Source organism: Pseudomonas flexibilis (assembly GCF_000806415.1).
Lineage (GTDB): Bacteria > Pseudomonadota > Gammaproteobacteria > Pseudomonadales > Pseudomonadaceae > Serpens > Serpens flexibilis.
The window spans coordinates 197259-214029 of record NZ_JTAK01000004.1 but is presented as its reverse complement, the minus strand read 5'-3'; the positions used below and the strand labels follow the sequence as shown (position 1 = coordinate 214029).

Here is a 16771-nt window from a genome sequence, read left to right as displayed (position 1 = left end):
GGCCTGCGCGAACAGCGCGCGGACAAGTCCGCCCCCGCATAGGCCGTGGGGCTACCAGGGCCGGATCGGCACCGCCGTCAGCGAGTTCTGCGGGCTGCCTTCGATGATCCGGTCGCTGTAGACCAGATACACCAGCGTGTTGCGCTTCTGGTCGTGAAAGCGCACCACCTGCATGCTCTTGAAGACCAGCGAAGTACGCTCCTTGAACACCTCCTCGCCATCCTTCAGCTCGCCCTTGAAGCGGATCGCGCCGGTCTGCAGGCATTCGAGCGAGGCCTCGGAGCGATCCTCGGCCAGGCCCAGGCCGCCGCTGACCCCGCCGGTCTTGGCGCGCGACAGGTAGCAGGTCACGCCCTCGACCTTGGGGTCATCGAAGGCCTCGACCACCACCTTGTCGTTGGGCCCCAGCCACTTGAACACCGTGGAAACCTCGCCGATGGTTTCGGCCAGGGCGAGGGGCGAAAAGAGCAGGGTGGCCAGGGCCAGTGCGCGCATGGATGTGTCCTCAGACCAGGATCAGGTTGTCGCGGTGGATCAGCTCGGGGCCGTCGATGTAGCCAAGCAGCTCCTCGATGTCGGTGGTCGGATGGCCGATGATCTTCTGGGTCTCCGCCGCGCTGTAGTTCACCAGTCCGCGGGCGACCTCCTCGCCCTGCGGGTCGACGCAGACCACCATCTCGCCGCGCCGGAAGTTGCCGGAGGCGGCCTTGACGCCGACCGGCAGCAGGCTCTTGTGTCCGTCGCGCAGGGCGCGCACGGCGCCGGCGTCCAGCGTCAGCGTGCCGCGCATCTGCAGGTGGCCGGCCAGCCACTGCTTGCGGGCGGCGTGGCGGCTCTGTTCGGGGCTGAGCAGCGTGCCCAGGCGCTCGCCGGTCTTGAGGCGATCGAGAACGCTCTCGATGCGGCCGCCAACGATCACCGTGTAGGCGCCGGAACGTGCCGCCACGCGCGCGGCACGCAGCTTGGTCTGCATGCCGCCACGCCCCAGGGCGCCGGCGCTGCCGCCAGCCACGGCGTCCAGTTGCGGGTCGTCGGCGCGGGCTTCGTAGATGAGCTTGGCGTCGGGGTTGTGGCGCGGGTCGGCGTCGAACATGCCGTCGCGGTCGGTGAGGATCACCAGCAGATCGGCTTCCACCAGGTTGGCCACCAGCGCGGCCAGGGTGTCGTTGTCGCCGAAGCGGATCTCATCGGTGACCACCGTGTCGTTCTCGTTGATCACCGGGATCACGCCCAGGTCCACCAGGGTGCGTAGGGTGGTGCGGGCGTTCAGGTAGCGCTTGCGGTCCGACAGGTCGTCATGGGTGACCAGGATCTGCGCAGTCTGCAGGCCGTGCTCGGCGAAGCTGCTTTCCCAGGCGCGGATCAGGCTCATCTGGCCCACCGCGGCGGCGGCCTGCAGCTCGTGCATGGCCTTGGGGCGTTCGGCCCAGCCAAGCCGGTTCATGCCGGCCGCCACCGCGCCGGAGGATACCAGCACTAGTTCCGCGCCCGCCTGGCGCAGGGCGACCATCTGCTTCACCCAGGTGTCCATTGCCGCCCGGTCCAGCCCCTTGCCGTCGGCGGTCAGCAGGGCGCTGCCAATCTTCACTACCCAGCGCCTGGCGCCGGTCACCTTGTCGCGCATGTCTTTGTTCTGCCTTCGCAAAGCCGTGAGTCAATCAGCACGGCGCCGCTTGGAGAAGCGGCGCCGTGGGTTTGTCGTCAGTCCCTGACGTAGATGATTTCCGGACCGTCCTCGTCGTCCTCGTAATCGTCGAAATCGTCGTCGTCCACGTCGTCGACGCTCTTCAGGCCGGCGCGGCGCAGGGCGCGGCGGTCGTCCAGTGCCTGCAGGCGGGCGCGCGCCTCGTCCTCGATACGCTGGTTGAGCTCTTCCAGCGCCTGGGCGTACTCCGGATCCTCGGCGATGCGCTGATCGCGCTCGTCCAGGTAGCGCATGATGTCCTTGCTCAGCGCGTCGGTGCCTTCGCTCTCCAGCGCGGAGATCACGTAGACCGGGCCCTTCCAGTCCAGGCGCTCGACGATGTGCTTCAGACGCTCCTCGCGCTCCTCGTCGAGGATCTGGTCGGCCTTGTTCAGCACCAGCCAGCGTTCACGCTCCAGCAGCGCCGGGCTGAACTTGCCCAGTTCGTTGAGAATCGTCTCGGCGGCGTCAGCCGGGTCGCTCTCATCCAGCGGGGCGATGTCCACCAGGTGCAGCAGCAGGCGGGTGCGCGCCAGGTGCTTGAGGAAGCGGATGCCCAGGCCGGCGCCCTCCGACGCACCTTCGATCAGGCCGGGAATGTCGGCGACCACGAAGCTCTTGTAGCGGGCCACGCTGACCACGCCCAGGTTGGGGATCAGGGTGGTGAAGGGGTAGTCGGCGACCTTCGGTTTGGCGGCGGACACTGCGCGGATGAAGGTGCTCTTGCCGGCGTTGGGCAGGCCGAGCAGGCCGACATCGGCCAGCACCTTGAGCTCCAGCTTGAGGTCGCGGGATTCGCCGGGCTTGCCGGGCGTGGTCTGGCGCGGCGCGCGGTTGGTGCTCGACTTGAAGCGGGTGTTGCCCAGGCCGTGCCAGCCGCCCTGAGCGACCAGCAGGCGTTGCCCCGCCTTGACGAGGTCGCCAATGATTTCCTGGGTGTTGGCGTCGATCACCGTGGTGCCGATCGGTACCGGCAGGATCAGATCCTCGCCCTTGGCGCCGGTGCAGTCGGTGCTGCCGCCCTTCTGGCCATTCTGGGCCTGGAAGCGGCGGGTATAGCGGTAGTCCACCAGGGTGTTGAAGTTTTCCACGGCTTCCAGGTACACGGAGCCGCCGTCGCCCCCGTCACCGCCGTTGGGGCCGCCCTTTTCGATGAACTTCTCGCGGCGGAAGCTCATCATGCCATTGCCGCCGTCGCCGGCCTTTACAGAGATCGATACTTCATCGACGAATTTCATGGAGCGCCTCCCGCCCGTGGGCGGGCAGTATGAATCGGGTGAATCAGCCCAGGGCCTGAGGGCCTGTCGAACGTCCGACAGGCTCCCAGCGGCCACTAGGATACAGAAACAAAAAAGCCCCGTCGCACGGACGGGGCTTTTTCAGCAAGCGCGGACTTAGGCAGTCACGACGCTCACGTAGCGACGGCCGAAGGCGCCCTTCACTTCGAACTTGATCGCACCGTCCACTTTCGCGAACAGGGTGTGATCCTTGCCGATGCCCACGCCGTAGCCAGCGTGGTATTGGGTGCCGCGCTGACGCACGATGATGTTGCCGGCCTTGACAGCCTGGCCGCCGAACAGCTTCACGCCAAGGCGCTTGCTTTCTGAGTCGCGGCCGTTGCGGGTAGAACCGCCAGCTTTTTTGTGTGCCATGAGTCAAATCCTCCTAAAGGGATCAGGCCTGAATGCCAGTGATCTTGATTTCGGTGAACCACTGACGGTGGCCCTGGCGCTTCATGTGGTGCTTGCGGCGACGGAACTTGATGATGGTCACCTTGTCATGACGGCCCTGGCCGATGACTTCAGCAGTCACCTTGGCGCCTTCTACGACCGGAGCGCCGATCTTGACGTCGTCGCCGTTGCCGACCAGCAGCACGCGGTCGAAGCTGATGGATTCGCCAGTGGCGACTTCCAGCTTCTCGACCTTCAGGAATTCACCTTCGGCGACCTTGTATTGTTTGCCACCGGTAACGATTACAGCGTACATGGAATATCTCCGTTGATCCTGCTCACCCAGCGCTTTATAGGAGGAGGTATTGGCTGGCATGGCTGCTCGGGTTCGAAGGGTCGCCGAGCATTTGCGTAAGGCAGGGAAATTGCCCAGGAAAGTTCAGGGTGCGCGATTGTACGCAAGGCACCCAGACGGCGCAAGCGGCGCGGGGCCTCGCCTTGACAGTGTCTGGGGCGGCCCCTAGCATGCCGCGCAATCCTGCAAGTGTGAGATACGCCGTGCAACCGCAACTTTTCCATCGCGTGGTAGCGGACGATTTCGCCGCCGTCGACGAGATCATCCGCCAGCAACTCAGCTCGCGCGTTCCCCTGGTGGAAAAGATCGGCGACTACATCATCTCGGCCGGCGGCAAGCGCCTGCGCCCGCTGCTGGTCCTGCTCGCCGGGCGCGCCCTCGGTTACCGCCAGGACGATCTGCGCCTGCTGGCGGCGATCATCGAGTTCCTGCATACCTCGACCCTGCTGCATGACGATGTGGTGGACATGTCCGGCATGCGCCGTGGCCGTTCCACCGCCAACGCGCTGTGGGGCAACGCGCCCAGCGTGCTGGTCGGCGACTTCCTGTATGCGCGCTCGTTCGAAATGATGGTCACGCTGGGCTCCATGCCGGTGATGCGCATCATCTCCCAGGCCACCCGGGTGATCGCCGAAGGCGAAGTGCTGCAGCTGTCCAAGGTGCGCGACGCCAGCACCACCGAAGAAACCTACATGGAAGTCATCCGCGGCAAGACCGCGATGCTCTTCGAGGCCTCGACCCACAGCGCGGCCGTGCTGACCCAGACCCCGGCGGACGTGGCTGAAGCGCTGCGCCAGTTCGGCGACAACCTGGGCATCGCCTTCCAGCTGGTCGACGACCTGCTGGACTACAAGGGCGACGCCGAAACCCTGGGCAAGAATGTCGGCGACGATCTGGCCGAAGGCAAGCCGACCCTGCCGCTGATCTACACCATGCGCGAAGGCAACGCCGAACAGGCCGCGCTGGTGCGCCAGGCTATCCAGAAGGGCGGCATCGAGGACCTGGAGCGCATCCGCGAGGCCGTGGAAGCCGCCGGCGCGCTGGACTACACCGCCAGGCTGGCCCGCGAGTATGCCGATCGTGCCATTGCCTGCCTGGAGGTGCTGCCGGATTCCGAGCATCGCCAGGCCCTGGAAGAACTGACCCGCTTCGCGGTCGCCCGTACCCACTGAGGCCAGGTGACGTCTGGCGTCGCCCCCCCCCCCCCCCAACGGCGGCCGGAAAAACACCGACCGCTCAAGGAACTCAGGGTTTTATCGCCACCTTCAACACGCCGTCGCGCTGGTGGGAGAACAGGTCGTAGGCCTCGACGATGTCGTCCAGCCGGTAGTGATGGGTGACCAGCGCGCCGAAGTCCGCCCGGCCGGAGGCCACCACATTGAGCAGCCGGCGCATGCGTTCCTTGCCGCCCGGGCATAGCGACGTGATGATCTTGTGGTCGCCCAGGCCGGCATGGAAGGCGCCCAGTGGAATGCTCAGGTCCTGGGAATAGACCCCCAGGCTGGACAGCGTGCCGCCGGGCTTGAGCACCCGCAGCGCCTGCTCGAAGGTGGTCTGGGTACCCAGCGCCTCGATGGACGCGTCCACGCCACGCCCGCCGGTCAGTTTCAGAATCTCGTCTACCACGTCGACGTTGCGGAAGTTCAGCGTCACGTCGGCGCCCATGCGGCGGGCGACTTCCAGGCGCTGGTCCACGCCGTCCACCACGATGATGGTGCTGGCGCCACGCAAGCGCGCACCGGCGGTGGCACACAGGCCGATCGGCCCCTGGGCGAATACCGCGACGATGTCGCCGATACGGATATGGGCCGCCTCGGCGCCGGCGAAACCAGTGGACATGATGTCCGGGCACATCAGCACCTGCTCGTCGCTGAGGCCGTCCGGTATTGGTGCGAGGTTGGCCTGTGCATCGGGCACCAGCGCATATTCAGCCTGCACGCCATCGATGCTGTTGCCGAAGCGCCAGCCGCCCATCGGCTTGTAGCCATGGCAGCTGCAGCCGCCGTCCTGGCTCGGCACGCCGTCCTGGCAGGCGTAGGAAGTGAAGCTCGGGCAGATTGCGCCGGCAATCACCCGCTGGCCTTCCTGATAGCCCTTCACGTTGCTGCCCAGCTTCTCGATGATGCCGACCGGTTCGTGGCCGATGGTCAGGCCGCGCGCCACCGGGTATTCACCCTTGAGGATGTGGACGTCGGTGCCGCAGATGGTGGTGGTCGTGATGCGCAGCAGCGCGTCGTTGGGGCCGACCTCTGGGATGGGTTTTTCCTGCAGTTCGATGCGGCCGGGTTCGACGAACACGGCGGCTTTCATCATGGCCATGGCACGCTCCTGGGTAGGGAAGAGTGTCAGGACACTCTAGTCCCAGGAATGGCCCCCGGTCGCGGCGGTGCATTGTCGCGCGCCGGGCGGTTACTCCTCGCCGGCCGCGAAGTCGTAGTTCATGGTGGCAGCCGGGCTCTGCAGGTAATGGCCCTGGATATAGTTCACCCCGGCCTGCCAGAGGCTGGACAGCGCGCTGGCGGTTTCCACTGCGGGCATGATGCTCAGGCGGTTCTGGGCATGCAGGCCGGCCAGCAGGGTCTTGATGCCTTCAAGCTGCTCCGGCTGGCCGAGCTCGCGCGTGAAGGAAGCGTCCAGCTTGACGTAGTCGGCAGCCAGGTGGCGCAGGGTGTTGAGCGGGTTGAGCGCGCAGCCGAACTGCACCAGGGCGACCTTGCAGTGCAACGCGTGCAGCCCTTCGGCCAGCGCCTTGGCCTGCTTGAGGTAGCTGACGGCATCGGTTTCGCGCAGTTGCAGCACCAGGCTGTCGGCGGGCAGGCGTGCGGCCTTGAGCACCGTGGTGAGCCAGGGCAGCAGGCCGGGGTCCTGCAGGCTGGCATCGCTCAGGTGGATGAACAGGCGCGTGCTGTGTCCCTTGGCCAGGTGCTCGACCAGCTGTTTGACCGCCGTGAGCAGTACCCAGCGGTCGATCCGTACCGCCAGTCCGGCCTGGCGGGCGGCGTCCAGGAAGTCCGGCGGCGACAGTTCCTCCCCCTGGGGCGAGGCCAGTCGCAACAGCACTTCGTAGTGCTCCTGGGTGTCGCCGCGCAGGCTGATGATCGGCTGGAACAGCAGCCGGAAACCGTTGCTATCCAGTGCCTGGCGCACCATGGCCTCCAGGTTGCCGCGGCTGGCTTCGGCGGCCAGCTCCTCGGTCGGGTCGTGCAGCTTGAGGCCGGCGCGTCCCTCCAGGCTGTCGGCGCAACGGTGGGCACGGTCGATCACGTCCTGGGCGCGGGCGGTCTTTTCGCTCAGGCCGGCGAGGCCGATGCCCAGGCTGGCCTGCACGCTGCGGCCGTGGATGTCGAACAGGTGGCCCTCCAGGCGCTTGAGCAGCGCCTCCAGCGGCGTCTGCAGCTGCTCCGGAGTGTGCCCGGTGTACAGGACGGTGAAGACCTCGTCGCTGAAGCGCGCCAGGTACGCCTCGGCGGGCAACTGGCCGGGCAGCCAGCGCGCCAGCTCGGTCAGCAGCAGGCCGATGTCGGTGACACCCAGTTCGCTGAGCAACTGGGCGTAGTGGTTCAGTTGCAGGTAGGCGAGGGCGGACGGCTGGCCGGCATTCACCGCGCGCTCGGCGGCGGCATCCATCAGCTCCAGGAAATGCGGGCGGTTGTACAGGCCGGTCAGCGGGTCGAGGGTGCTCGCCTCGCGCAACCGCTCCTCCAGCTCGGCGTTGTCTGCATCACGGCGGATCACCACCTGAATGCAGGGCTCGCCGTCATAGCTGGCCGGGGAAAAATGCATGCGGGCGCGGAACGTCTCGCCATCCGTGCGCACGCCGCCACAGTTGAGTTCGCTGCGGCCATTGCCACTCTGGTAGCCCTTGAGGAAGTCCTTGAAGGCACTCTGATCGCTGGCACCGATCAGGTCGATCATCGGCATGCCTTCCAGCTCGTCGGCGTCGGCATAGCCGAACAGCTCCAGGTAGGCGCGGTTGGCATAGATATGCATGCCGTCATGCGCGTAGGCGATGGCATCCACTGAGCTGTCGAGCAGCAGTTGGCAGCGCTTCTCCGCCTCGTGCAGCGCCACTTCCGCGGCGCGGCGGGCGCGACGCTCCTCCAGGTTGGCCAGTTCGCGCTCGGCGACGCGCATCAGGCGTTCGTCCTCGCCCTGCGGCAGGGCATCCTGAGCGCCCAGGCTCATGGCCTCGACAATCGCGTCGCTGATGTCGCGGGTCGGCATGCCGGCGGGCACCAACTGGATGATCGGCAGGTCCTTGGCCTGGCGGCGAATGGCGTGCACCACCTCCTCGGGAGGCAGCAGCTGGCTGCTGGGTGCGCAGATCAGCAGGTCCCAGGTCTGTTGCAGGGTGCTTTGCAGGTCTTCGGCCGAGGTCAAGCGCTGCACGCGGGTGGCGCGCCCGGCGTTGCGAAACAGGCTGACCAGGCGCTCGGCCTCGTTTTGCGAGTCTTCGAGCAGCAGCAGGCGAATGGTCTTCTTGTCGATGGTCATGGAGAGGACGCGGCCCGGGCGGGCGAATAACGCTGGAGGGTGTGCCCGGAATCTTGCGGCGCGGCGCGCGGCGCGTCAAAACGCCCGGCCGAAGCTGTGACGTGGGTCGCTTGGGGTGCGGCAGGCCGGGTGGGGAGGCGTTATGTCGGCCGCGCGGAATCGGGCTGGCTGGGGTGGGCCGGGATGAACCCGGCCCGGCAGGCTTACTGGGCGCCGTCGTGCGCCATGCCCAGTCGCTGACCCATGACCACGGGGCTGAGGGCGGCCAGTTGTTCGTCCCAGTCGACCTGGTTGGGTCCGAACAGCACGATGGCGGTCGAGCCCAGCTTGAAGCGGCCCATTTCCTCGCCTTTCTCCAGGCTGATGGGTGCGCGGGCCGCCTCGTCATAGCGGAAGCTCTTCAGCGCACGCTTGGGCGGCGTGACCAGGCCGGCCCAGACCGTTTCGATGCTTGCGACGATCATGGCGCCGACCAGCACGACGGCCATCGGCCCGCGCTCGGTGTCGAACAGGCAGACCACGCGCTCGTTGCGGGCGAACAGCTCGGGTACGTTTTCCGCGGTGGTCTGGTTGACCGAGAACAGTCGACCGGGCACGTAGACCATCTCGCGCAGGGTGCCGCCCAGCGGCATGTGCACGCGGTGATAGTCGCGCGGCGACAGGTAGACGGTGGCGAACTGGCCACCCATGAACGGCGCGGCGCGCTCGGCGTCGCCGCCCAGCAGCTCCAGCGCGCTGAAGCTGTGGCCCTTGGCCTGGAAGATGCGCCCGTCGGTGATCGCGCCGAGCTGGCTGACGGTGCCGTCGGCTGGGCAGAGGATGGCGCCGGGCGTCGTGTCCAGCGGGCGGGCGCCTTCCTTCAGGGCGCGGGTGAAGAAATCGTTGAAATGGGCGTAGGCGTTCAGGTCCTCGACCTGGGCCTGGCTCATGTCCACCTGGAAGTGCTCAGCGAAACGGCGGATGAAAGTGCTCTTCACCCAGCCGATCCGGCATTCGGCCAGGCAGCCGGCCAGGCGCGACAGCAGGTGATGGGGCGTCAGGTACTGAGTGAGGATGAACAGGCGGTCTTTGAAGGACATGAAGGTTCCTTGGGTCTGAGCCTAGAGTTCGACGGGCGTGTCGGGATGGTTGCCCCATTCCGACCAGGAGCCGGCATAGCCTTTGACGCGCGGGTAGCCGAGCGCCTTGGCCACCAGATAGGTGAAGCCCGAGCGGTGATGGGTGTGGCAGTGGGTGATGATTTCCTTGTCCGGGGTGATGCCCAGCGCCAGCAGCTGCTCGGCGATGTTCGCACGAATGCGCAGGGCACGCGCGCCATCCATCCCGGCGGTCCATTCGTAGTTCACCGCCCCCGGGATGTGCCCACCCTTGGCAGCCAGCACCTTCTCGCCCCGGTATTCGGCGGGCGAACGGGCGTCCCAGATCACCAGGTCGTCGGCGCCCAGGCGGCTCTGCAGGTAGTCGAGGCTGGCGATGGGTGTCTCGTCGAGGCGCAGCTGCACCGGGCCGCCGGCGCGCGGCGGGACGTCGTGGCTGAGCGGCAGGCCGGCGGTCAGCCAGGCATGCAGGCCGCCATTCAGGTAGTGGTAACGGCGCTGGCCAATGATGTCCAGCAGCCAGATGAAGCGGCCGGCCCAGCCGCCGCCTTCGTCGTCGTACACCACGTAGACCGCACCGTGCCGGTGGCCGAGATCGCCGAACAGCTCTTCCAGATGCTCGCGGGGCGGCAGCAGGCCGGGCGCCGGCGGCTGGCCAAGCTGAGTGCGCTTGGGGTCGATGTAGCGAGCGCCGGGAATATGACCCTCTGCATAGCGGGCGCTGCTGGTCAGGTCGACCAGGATCAGCTCGGGCGCCGACAGGCGCGGCAGCAGGTCCGACGGTTCGATCACCAGCGGCAGTTCGGAAAAGACGTCGCTCACGGCGGCTCTCCAGGAAAAGGGCGGGCGATTGTAGCGAAAAGCCGCCCGTACGGCAGTGGGCCCGCCGACGAGACGGTCAGGGCGCCGGCGGTACGGCTGCCGCAGTGGCTGGCGCGCCGCGCCGACCGAAGGCCAGCGTGCCCCGCTCGATCACCCGTGCGGTCTTCTCCAGCAGCTCCAGCTGGCGATCCGAGAAGGGCATGCCGTGCTGGTCGCCGAACAGCACCAGGCCGTTGCGTCCGCCCAGATCGAAGCCGCGCATGACCATGTGGCGCCCATCGAACTGTTCGCGGATGGCCGGCGGCAGCTTGCGACACAGCCCGGCGTTGCGCTGCGGCGAGACGTGCACCAGCACCGATTGCGCAATCAGTTGCGGCAACAGCGGCCAATGCCCCGGGTCGGCCTTCAGGCGGGGCGTGCGGGGCGGCAGGCCTTGCTGATGCAGGGCGATCAACTGGCCCTGGCGGTCCGTACAGAGCAGGGCGAAGCGCTGCAGCCCGCACAGTTCCAGGGCTTGCGCGGCGCTGGCGAGCAGGTGTGGCAGATTGGCGAAGGCGCTCGGCTGCTGGCTGAAACGCTCGCACAGGCGGCTCCATTGTTCCGGGCGGAAGAAGCTGGAAAGCAGCGAGGGCGGCTCAGGGGGTGGCGGCCTGCGGCTGCCTGCCGGCCAGAGCAGCGCCTGGGTCGGGTGCCAGGCCGGGCCCGCCGGCAGCAGGCGGGCGCTGTCCGCCGCCAGGCCGTGAATCTGCGTCTGCACGCGCGCCAGGGGCAGGTCGAGATAGAGCGCCGTCAGTCGCTGCCAGCGCAGGCTGCGGGCATCGTCCCAGGCGCTGTGGGCGGCCAGCGCCAGGGCGTTGGCGAACAGGGCGCTGTGGCTGGGGCGGGTCAGCCAGCGCAACTGCTCGGAGTCCTCGTCCTGCAGGCGCTGCAGCGGGTGCGTGCCGGGCCGCCGTGCCAGGCGCAGGCAACGGATCAGGGCGTCGCGCTCCTGGCCCAGCGCCTGGTAGCCGAGGATCACCGCCTCGGGCAGCCGCCAGCGCCGGGCCAGCGCCAGGCCCAGTTCCACCAGCGGCACGCCGAACAGATCCTGTTCCACCGTGCGGGCCGGCTGGTGCTCGCCGATCACACGCGCTTCCCAGCGTTGCAGCAGGTCGGGGAAGGCCTGGGCCAGCGCCCAGAACGGCGCCAGGAACAGCAGGCTGGCGCAGAGAATTTCGCCCTCCAGGCGCGCCATGCGGGTGGCGAACAGGCCGGCGGCCTGGTGTTGGGCGTGCTGGCTGATCAGCAGCAACTGGATCAGGGCCGGCGGCAGGGTGGTCGCGTTGCGTTCCGGAAGTTCCTGCAGGATGGTCGCGGCGCGACTCAGGCCGAGGCGTACCAGGGCGCTTTCCAGGTGCTCGCTGTCACTGCCCAGCGGGCCGGGTGCGTGGCGATTGGCTTCGCGCAAGAGGGCCAGGGTCAGGGCCGGACAGGTCTGCAGTCGCTGGGCGATGATGCGCAGCGGACGGTCGCCACGGCGCAGTTCGCGGTGCAACTGCTCGCGTTGCCGGTCGGAAATGGGCAGGCTCGTCGCGTCCAGGCGTTCAAGCCAGGCGTCGAGGCTGCGGGGCGGCGCGGAAGGGTCTGGCATGGGCATTGGCGCGTACCTGAAAAATTCGCCTTCAGTTTGCCTGAAGGGCGCCGATAACCACTAGGGCATAACCGGTCGTCCGCTTCCTCCAGGATTCGTAGTCTTCAGTCATGGCAAAAATCATCGGTATTCTCGTCGTATTCAGCAGCGTGCTGGGCGGCTTCGCGCTCGCGGGCGGCAAGATCATGGCGCTGATCCATCCGTTCGAGCTGATCATCATCGGTGGTGCGGCGCTGGGCGCGTTCATCCAGTCGAACCGTGGCCACAACTCGTGGCGCATCATCAAGAAATCGCTGCGCATGTTCAGCTCGCGCTACAACCGGGCCTATTACCTGGAAGTGCTGCGGCTGATCTACGACATCCTCACCAAGAGCCGGCGTGAAGGCATGATGGCCATCGAGGGCGACATCGAGGAACCCCACGAAAGTCCCATCTTCGCCAAGTATCCCAGCGTGCTGAACGACGAGCGCATGGTGGCGTACATCTGCGACTACCTGCGCATCATGACCAGCGGCAACATGGCCGCTCACGAGCTGGAAAACCTCTTCGAAATGGAGCTGGCCAGCCTCAAGGAAGAGCTGCACCACCCCTCCCACTCGGTGGGCAAGGTGGCCGACGCGCTGCCGGGCTTCGGTATCGTCGCCGCAGTGCTGGGCATTGTGATGACCATGGCCCTGCTCGGCGAAGCCGAACAGGCGCGCATCGGTGAAAGCGTGGCGGCGGCGCTGGTGGGTACCTTCCTTGGCATCCTGGCCGCCTACGGCTTCATCGGCCCGCTGTCGGTGTGCCTGGAGCAGGACGCCCGCGAGGAGCTGAACGTCTACGAGGCCATCAAGGCCAGCCTGATCGCCTCGGCCTCCGGCCTGCCGCCGACCCTGGCGGTGGAGTTCGGACGCAAGGTGCTGCTGCCGGGGCATCGGCCCAGCTTCCAGGAGCTGGAACAGGCGATGCGCGGGAGCTGATGACAGGCGATGGAAAACAACCAGCCCATCATCATCAAGCGCATCAAGCGCTATGACAGCGGCCATCACGGTGGCTCCTGGAAGATCGCCCTGGCCGACTTCATGACCGCCATGATGGCGTTCTTCCTGGTGCTCTGGCTGATGTCGGTGTCCACGCCGCTGCAGCGGGCGATCATCTCCGGCTACTTCAAGGACCCGATCGGCTTCAGCGGCTCGACCAGCAAGCACGTCATCGACCTGGGCGGCTCGCCGCACCCGGCGCCGGATCGCACCCAGAACGTCGAGCTGAACGGTCCGCTCAGCGAGGGACTGAGCAATCCGGTGGACGTCGACGAGATCAGCAACCTGTCCGCCGAGCTGGATTTCGAGCGTCTGGAAATGCTGCGCCTGGAGCTGCAGAACGTCATCGAGGAAAGCTCCGAGCTGCAGCGTTTCAAGGACCAGATCCTGATCGAGAGCACCCGCGATGGGCTGCGCATCCAGATCATGGATTCGGAGAATCGCCCGATGTTCGCCCTGGGCAGCGACCGCATGGAAGAGTACTTCGAGGACATCCTGCTGGCCCTGGGCGACACTCTGGTCACCGTGCCGAACAAGATCACCCTCAGCGGCCATACCGATGCTCGTCAGTACTCGGCGGCGCGCGGTTTCGAGGGCAACTGGGAGCTGTCCACCCTGCGCGCCAACGCCGCCCGCCGGGCGCTGGTGGCCGGTGGCTATCCGGAGGAGAACGTTGCCCAGGTGGTCGGTTACGCCTCAGCGGCGCTGTACAACCGCGCCGATCCCTACAGTCCGGCCAACCGCCGCATCGATATCGTGGTGCTGACCCGTAAGGCGCAGCGGGCGATGGAAGGCGAGCCGGATGGCTCGGGTGGCCGCCTCCCTGCGCCGCAGGAGACGCCGCCGCCGCCGGTGCCGGCCGAGGAGGTGAAGCAGCGCATGGACCTGTTCCGCGACGGCCCGCTGAAGATGGATGAACTGAAGCGGCAATGAACCGCCGCGACGCCCGGTTTTCGCGTGGGCCCGCAGCCAGCCCGTAGGGTGGATCACGCCTTGCCGATCCGCCATGCGGGCCGCGCAGGCCCGCTGGTGGCCAGCGCAGGCGCTGACCACCCTAGATCCCTTTAGTACTCGCGTTCCGGCAGGCTGGCGATGATGTGCCGGTAGCTGGCCAGTCGCTGCGGCTGGATGCGTCCTTCCTCCAGCGCCTGCAGCAGGGCGCAACCCGGTTCCCGGTCGTGGCGGCAGTCGCGGAAGCGGCAGCGACCGAGCAGTTCGCGGAACTCGATGAAGCCGGCTTCCACATCGTCGCGGCTGACATGGCCCAGACCGAATTCGCGGATGCCGGGCGAGTCGATCAGGTCGCCGCCCTCCGGGAAATGGAACAGCCGCGCCGTGGTGGTGGTGTGCGTGCCCTTGCCGGTCAGTTCCGAGAGCGCGCCGACCTTCAGGTCGACCCCCGGCAGCAGGCTGTTGACCAGCGACGACTTGCCCACCCCCGACTGGCCGACGAACACGCTGATGCGGTCATCCAATGCCGCGCGCAGCTGGTCCATACCGGCGCCTTCGTGGGCGGAAACTTCCAGCAAGGGGTAGTCGAGCTGCCGATAGGTGGTCAGCAGGCTGTCGATGAACGCCGCGTTGTCCTCATCGAGCAGGTCGGCCTTGTTGAGCAGCAGCAACGGGCGGATGCCGGCGTGCTCGGCGGCGATCAGATAGCGGTCGATCAGGTTGGCGTGCGGCTGCGGCAGTGGCGCGAAGACGATGACGATCTGATCGACATTCGCCGCCACCGGCTTGAGCTGGCCGCGGCTGTCCGGCCGGCACAGTTCGCTGCTGCGCGGCAGCTGGGCGACGATCACCCCCTGGCCCTGGTTGCCGGCACGCCACACCACCCGGTCGCCAGTGACCAGCGTGGGCAGGTTGGCGCGCAGGTGGCAGCGGCAGATCTGCCCGTCGCCGTCTTCGACATCCACCTGCACGCCGAAATGGGCAATCACCAGACCGTGCTGTTCCGGGCCCAGGTCGCCGCCTTCCAGCTCGTCGAGCATGCGCTCCTCGCGCTTGGCGGCGCGTGCGGCGCGCTCTTCCTGGATCTTGCCGATGCGCCAGTTTTGCCGGCGAGAGAGTTGGCGTTTGGACATGCTGGAGCCTGGTCGGAGAAAGGCCGGCATTCTATCACGGCGCGCCGGGGCGCCCGGGGTGCGACGATTCGTTCTGGCAAAGCGCCGTCAGGAAGCGGAGTATTTGATTCGGACGGTCGGACCACTAGACTGCGCCGCCCCGACCCAAGGAGCCCCGTCATGCTGAATGCCCAGAACCTGATCTGGATCGACCTGGAAATGACCGGTCTGGATCCCGACAAGGACCACATCATCGAAATGGCCACCATCGTCACCGACAGCCAGCTCAACGTGCTGGCCGAAGGCCCGGTGATCGCCATCCACCAGAGTGACGCGATCCTCGCCGGCATGGACGAGTGGAACACCCGCACCCATGGCCAGTCCGGGCTGACCCAGCGGGTGCGCCAGAGCCGCATCGAAACCGCCGAGGCCGAGGCGCTGACCCTGGCCTTCCTGGAGGAATGGGTGCCCAAGGGTGCCTCGCCGATCTGCGGCAACAGCATCTGCCAGGACCGCCGCTTCCTCTACCGCCACATGCCGACCCTGGAAGCCTATTTCCACTACCGCAACCTGGACGTCTCCACCCTGAAGATCCTCGCCGACCTGTGGGCGCCGGCCGTGAAGGAAAGCTTCCAGAAAAAGGGCAGCCACCTGGCACTGGACGACATCCGCGAATCCATCGCCGAGCTGCGCCACTACCGCGAGCATTTCATCAAGGCGTGATGGCCCGGAAGTGGCGCGGCCTCCCGTAGGAGGGGGCTTCAGCCGCGACCGGGCCTGCAAGGCGTCGCGGCTGAAGCCCTGCGCTCGGTGCCGCTTTTCTGTGGGAGCGGACTTGTCCGCGAGCGTTGCGCTGTCCGAACGCTACCCCCGCCCGTGCCGCGCCAGCGCCCAGGCCACATGCTCGCGCACCAGCTCCGACGGGTCGTCGCGCCGCAGCTCCAGCGCCTCGATCACCGCGATGGTGCTCGGCGCGTTGCCCAGCCCCACCGCCAGGTTGCGCAGCCAGCGCTGGTAGCCGGCGCGGCGCAGTGGCGAGCCCTCGGTGCGCTGCAGGAACTCCTCCTCGCTCCAGCGGAACAGCGCGGCCAGCTGGCTGTTGTCCAGGTCGTGACGCGGCAGGAAATCGCTTTCGCCAGTGGGGCGCGCGAAGCGGTTCCACGGGCAGACCAGCTGGCAGTCGTCGCAGCCGAACACCCGGTTGCCTATCAGCGGTCGCAGCTCCAGCGGAATCGCCCCCTTGAGCTCGATGGTCAGGTAGGAGATGCAGCGTCGCGCATCCAGCAAGCGTTCCCCGGCGAACGCGCCGGTCGGGCAGATGTCCAGGCAGGCCCGGCAGGAGCCGCAGTGCTCGCGGTTGTGGGGCTCGTCCATCGGCAGTGGCAGGTCGACGAACAGCTCGCCGAGGAAGAACCAGCTGCCGGCCTGGCGGTTCAGCAGCAGGGTGTTCTTGCCGATCCAGCCGAGGCCCGCCTGCTGGGCCACCGCCTTCTCCAGCACCGGTGCGCTGTCCACAAAGGCGCGATAGCCGAACGGACCGACCACGCCCTGGATGCGCTCGGCCAGTTGCTGCAGGCGCTTGCGCACCAGCTTGTGGTAGTCGCGGCCCAGCGCGTAGCGCGATACATAGGCCTGCTCCGGGTCGGCCAGGCGTTCGGCCATGCCGGTGTCGCCGGGCAGGTAGTCCATGCGTACCGAGATCACCCGGCGGGTGCCTTCCACCAGTTCGGCTGGCCGTGAGCGCTTGTGACCGTGGGCGGCCATGTAGTCCATCTCGCCCTGGTAGCCGGCGGCCAGCCAGTCCTGCAGATATTGCTCATGTGTGCCGAGGTCGACATCGGCGATGCCTACCTGCTGGAAGCCCAGCTCGCGGCCCCAGTCCTTGATGGACCGGGCCAGGGTGTCGAGATCGGGAAACGTGGCGGACATGGCGG

The 16771-nt window shown here is 67.2% G+C and carries 16 protein-coding genes; 4 read left to right on the top strand and 12 right to left on the bottom strand.

Annotation, left to right across the window (positions count from 1 at the left end):
* Positions 1–51 precede the first annotated feature (51 nt).
* From PT85_RS10235 to rplU, 5 genes are all read right to left on the bottom strand, one after another.
* Positions 52–495, bottom strand: coding sequence for a CreA family protein (locus PT85_RS10235; RefSeq protein ID WP_027589023.1), 444 nt, complete (start codon positions 493–495; stop codon positions 52–54).
* Between the two features lie 10 nt (positions 496–505).
* Positions 506–1624, bottom strand: a complete 1119-nt coding sequence (gene proB / locus PT85_RS10230) for a glutamate 5-kinase (protein WP_039606591.1) — start codon at positions 1622–1624, stop codon at positions 506–508.
* A 77-nt stretch (positions 1625–1701) separates the two neighbouring features.
* Entirely contained in the window at positions 1702–2922 is a 1221-nt protein-coding gene (cgtA, locus tag PT85_RS10225; protein WP_039562433.1) for an Obg family GTPase CgtA, read from the bottom strand.
* Positions 2923–3078: 156 nt separating this feature from the next.
* Entirely contained in the window at positions 3079–3336 is a 258-nt protein-coding gene (rpmA, locus tag PT85_RS10220) for a 50S ribosomal protein L27 (protein WP_027589020.1), read from the bottom strand.
* Between the two features lie 22 nt (positions 3337–3358).
* Positions 3359–3670: a 50S ribosomal protein L21 gene (gene rplU / locus PT85_RS10215; RefSeq protein ID WP_039562440.1), complete on the bottom strand. Its 312-nt coding sequence runs from the start codon at positions 3668–3670 to the stop codon at positions 3359–3361.
* A 242-nt stretch (positions 3671–3912) separates the two neighbouring features.
* Between rplU and PT85_RS10210 the strand changes: the two genes are divergently transcribed.
* Positions 3913–4881, top strand: coding sequence for a polyprenyl synthetase family protein (locus tag PT85_RS10210; protein WP_027589018.1), 969 nt, complete (start codon positions 3913–3915; stop codon positions 4879–4881).
* Positions 4882–4954: 73 nt separating this feature from the next.
* On the opposite strand, the gene PT85_RS10205 is transcribed toward PT85_RS10210, so the two are convergent.
* The 5 genes from PT85_RS10205 to PT85_RS10185 form a co-directional block, all read right to left on the bottom strand.
* Positions 4955–6028 carry an NAD(P)-dependent alcohol dehydrogenase gene (locus PT85_RS10205; protein ID WP_027589017.1) on the bottom strand — a complete coding sequence of 358 codons (1074 nt, stop codon included), beginning with the start codon at positions 6026–6028 and terminating at the stop codon, positions 4955–4957.
* Positions 6029–6118: 90 nt separating this feature from the next.
* The gene (locus PT85_RS10200) at positions 6119–8203 is read right to left on the bottom strand and encodes an EAL domain-containing response regulator (protein ID WP_039606590.1); all 2085 of its coding nucleotides are present in this window, start codon (positions 8201–8203) and stop codon (positions 6119–6121) included.
* A 203-nt stretch (positions 8204–8406) separates the two neighbouring features.
* A complete protein-coding gene (gene asd, locus PT85_RS10195) occupies positions 8407–9282 on the bottom strand; it encodes an archaetidylserine decarboxylase (protein WP_039606589.1) in 876 nt (291 codons plus the stop codon).
* Between the two features lie 21 nt (positions 9283–9303).
* On the bottom strand, positions 9304–10122 hold the full coding sequence (locus tag PT85_RS10190; RefSeq protein WP_039606588.1) for a rhodanese-like domain-containing protein: 819 nt from the start codon (positions 10120–10122) through the stop codon (positions 9304–9306).
* A 76-nt stretch (positions 10123–10198) separates the two neighbouring features.
* Complete coding sequence (locus PT85_RS10185; protein ID WP_039606772.1) at positions 10199–11752, bottom strand: HDOD domain-containing protein; 1554 nt, start codon at positions 11750–11752, stop codon at positions 10199–10201.
* A gap of 110 nt (positions 11753–11862) precedes the next feature.
* On the opposite strand from PT85_RS10185, the gene motA reads away from it, so the two are divergent.
* Together motA and motB are read left to right on the top strand one after the other, a co-directional pair.
* Positions 11863–12714, top strand: a complete 852-nt coding sequence (motA, locus tag PT85_RS10180) for a flagellar motor stator protein MotA (protein WP_027591751.1) — start codon at positions 11863–11865, stop codon at positions 12712–12714.
* A 9-nt stretch (positions 12715–12723) separates the two neighbouring features.
* Complete coding sequence (gene motB, locus PT85_RS10175; protein ID WP_039606587.1) at positions 12724–13707, top strand: flagellar motor protein MotB; 984 nt, start codon at positions 12724–12726, stop codon at positions 13705–13707.
* A gap of 131 nt (positions 13708–13838) precedes the next feature.
* Here the strand turns inward: motB and rsgA are convergent, their stop codons facing one another.
* Positions 13839–14858 carry a small ribosomal subunit biogenesis GTPase RsgA gene (gene rsgA / locus PT85_RS10170; protein WP_027591749.1) on the bottom strand — a complete coding sequence of 340 codons (1020 nt, stop codon included), beginning with the start codon at positions 14856–14858 and terminating at the stop codon, positions 13839–13841.
* 159 nt (positions 14859–15017) lie between these two features.
* Between rsgA and orn the strand changes: the two genes are divergently transcribed.
* A complete protein-coding gene (gene orn / locus PT85_RS10165) occupies positions 15018–15560 on the top strand; it encodes an oligoribonuclease (RefSeq protein ID WP_039606586.1) in 543 nt (180 codons plus the stop codon).
* A 141-nt stretch (positions 15561–15701) separates the two neighbouring features.
* Here the strand turns inward: orn and queG are convergent, their stop codons facing one another.
* Positions 15702–16766: a tRNA epoxyqueuosine(34) reductase QueG gene (gene queG / locus PT85_RS10160; protein ID WP_039606585.1), complete on the bottom strand. Its 1065-nt coding sequence runs from the start codon at positions 16764–16766 to the stop codon at positions 15702–15704.
* Positions 16767–16771 lie beyond the last annotated feature (5 nt).

What these genes read in the sequence shown, in the direction of transcription:
- PT85_RS10235 (WP_027589023.1), bottom strand. Translation starts at nt 495, where the DNA reads ATGCGCGCACTGGCCCTGGCCACCCTGCTCTTTTCGCCCCTCGCCCTG.
- proB (WP_039606591.1), bottom strand. Translation starts at nt 1,624, where the DNA reads ATGCGCGACAAGGTGACCGGCGCCAGGCGCTGGGTAGTGAAGATTGGC.
- cgtA (WP_039562433.1), bottom strand. Translation starts at nt 2,922, where the DNA reads ATGAAATTCGTCGATGAAGTATCGATCTCTGTAAAGGCCGGCGACGGC.
- rpmA (WP_027589020.1), bottom strand. Translation starts at nt 3,336, where the DNA reads ATGGCACACAAAAAAGCTGGCGGTTCTACCCGCAACGGCCGCGACTCA.
- rplU (WP_039562440.1), bottom strand. Translation starts at nt 3,670, where the DNA reads ATGTACGCTGTAATCGTTACCGGTGGCAAACAATACAAGGTCGCCGAA.
- PT85_RS10205 (WP_027589017.1), bottom strand. Translation starts at nt 6,028, where the DNA reads ATGGCCATGATGAAAGCCGCCGTGTTCGTCGAACCCGGCCGCATCGAA.
- PT85_RS10200 (WP_039606590.1), bottom strand. Translation starts at nt 8,203, where the DNA reads ATGACCATCGACAAGAAGACCATTCGCCTGCTGCTGCTCGAAGACTCG.
- asd (WP_039606589.1), bottom strand. Translation starts at nt 9,282, where the DNA reads ATGTCCTTCAAAGACCGCCTGTTCATCCTCACTCAGTACCTGACGCCC.
- PT85_RS10185 (WP_039606772.1), bottom strand. Translation starts at nt 11,752, where the DNA reads ATGCCAGACCCTTCCGCGCCGCCCCGCAGCCTCGACGCCTGGCTTGAA.
- motA (WP_027591751.1), top strand. Translation starts at nt 11,863, where the DNA reads ATGGCAAAAATCATCGGTATTCTCGTCGTATTCAGCAGCGTGCTGGGC.
- motB (WP_039606587.1), top strand. Translation starts at nt 12,724, where the DNA reads ATGGAAAACAACCAGCCCATCATCATCAAGCGCATCAAGCGCTATGAC.
- rsgA (WP_027591749.1), bottom strand. Translation starts at nt 14,858, where the DNA reads ATGTCCAAACGCCAACTCTCTCGCCGGCAAAACTGGCGCATCGGCAAG.
- orn (WP_039606586.1), top strand. Translation starts at nt 15,018, where the DNA reads ATGCTGAATGCCCAGAACCTGATCTGGATCGACCTGGAAATGACCGGT.
- queG (WP_039606585.1), bottom strand. Translation starts at nt 16,766, where the DNA reads ATGTCCGCCACGTTTCCCGATCTCGACACCCTGGCCCGGTCCATCAAG.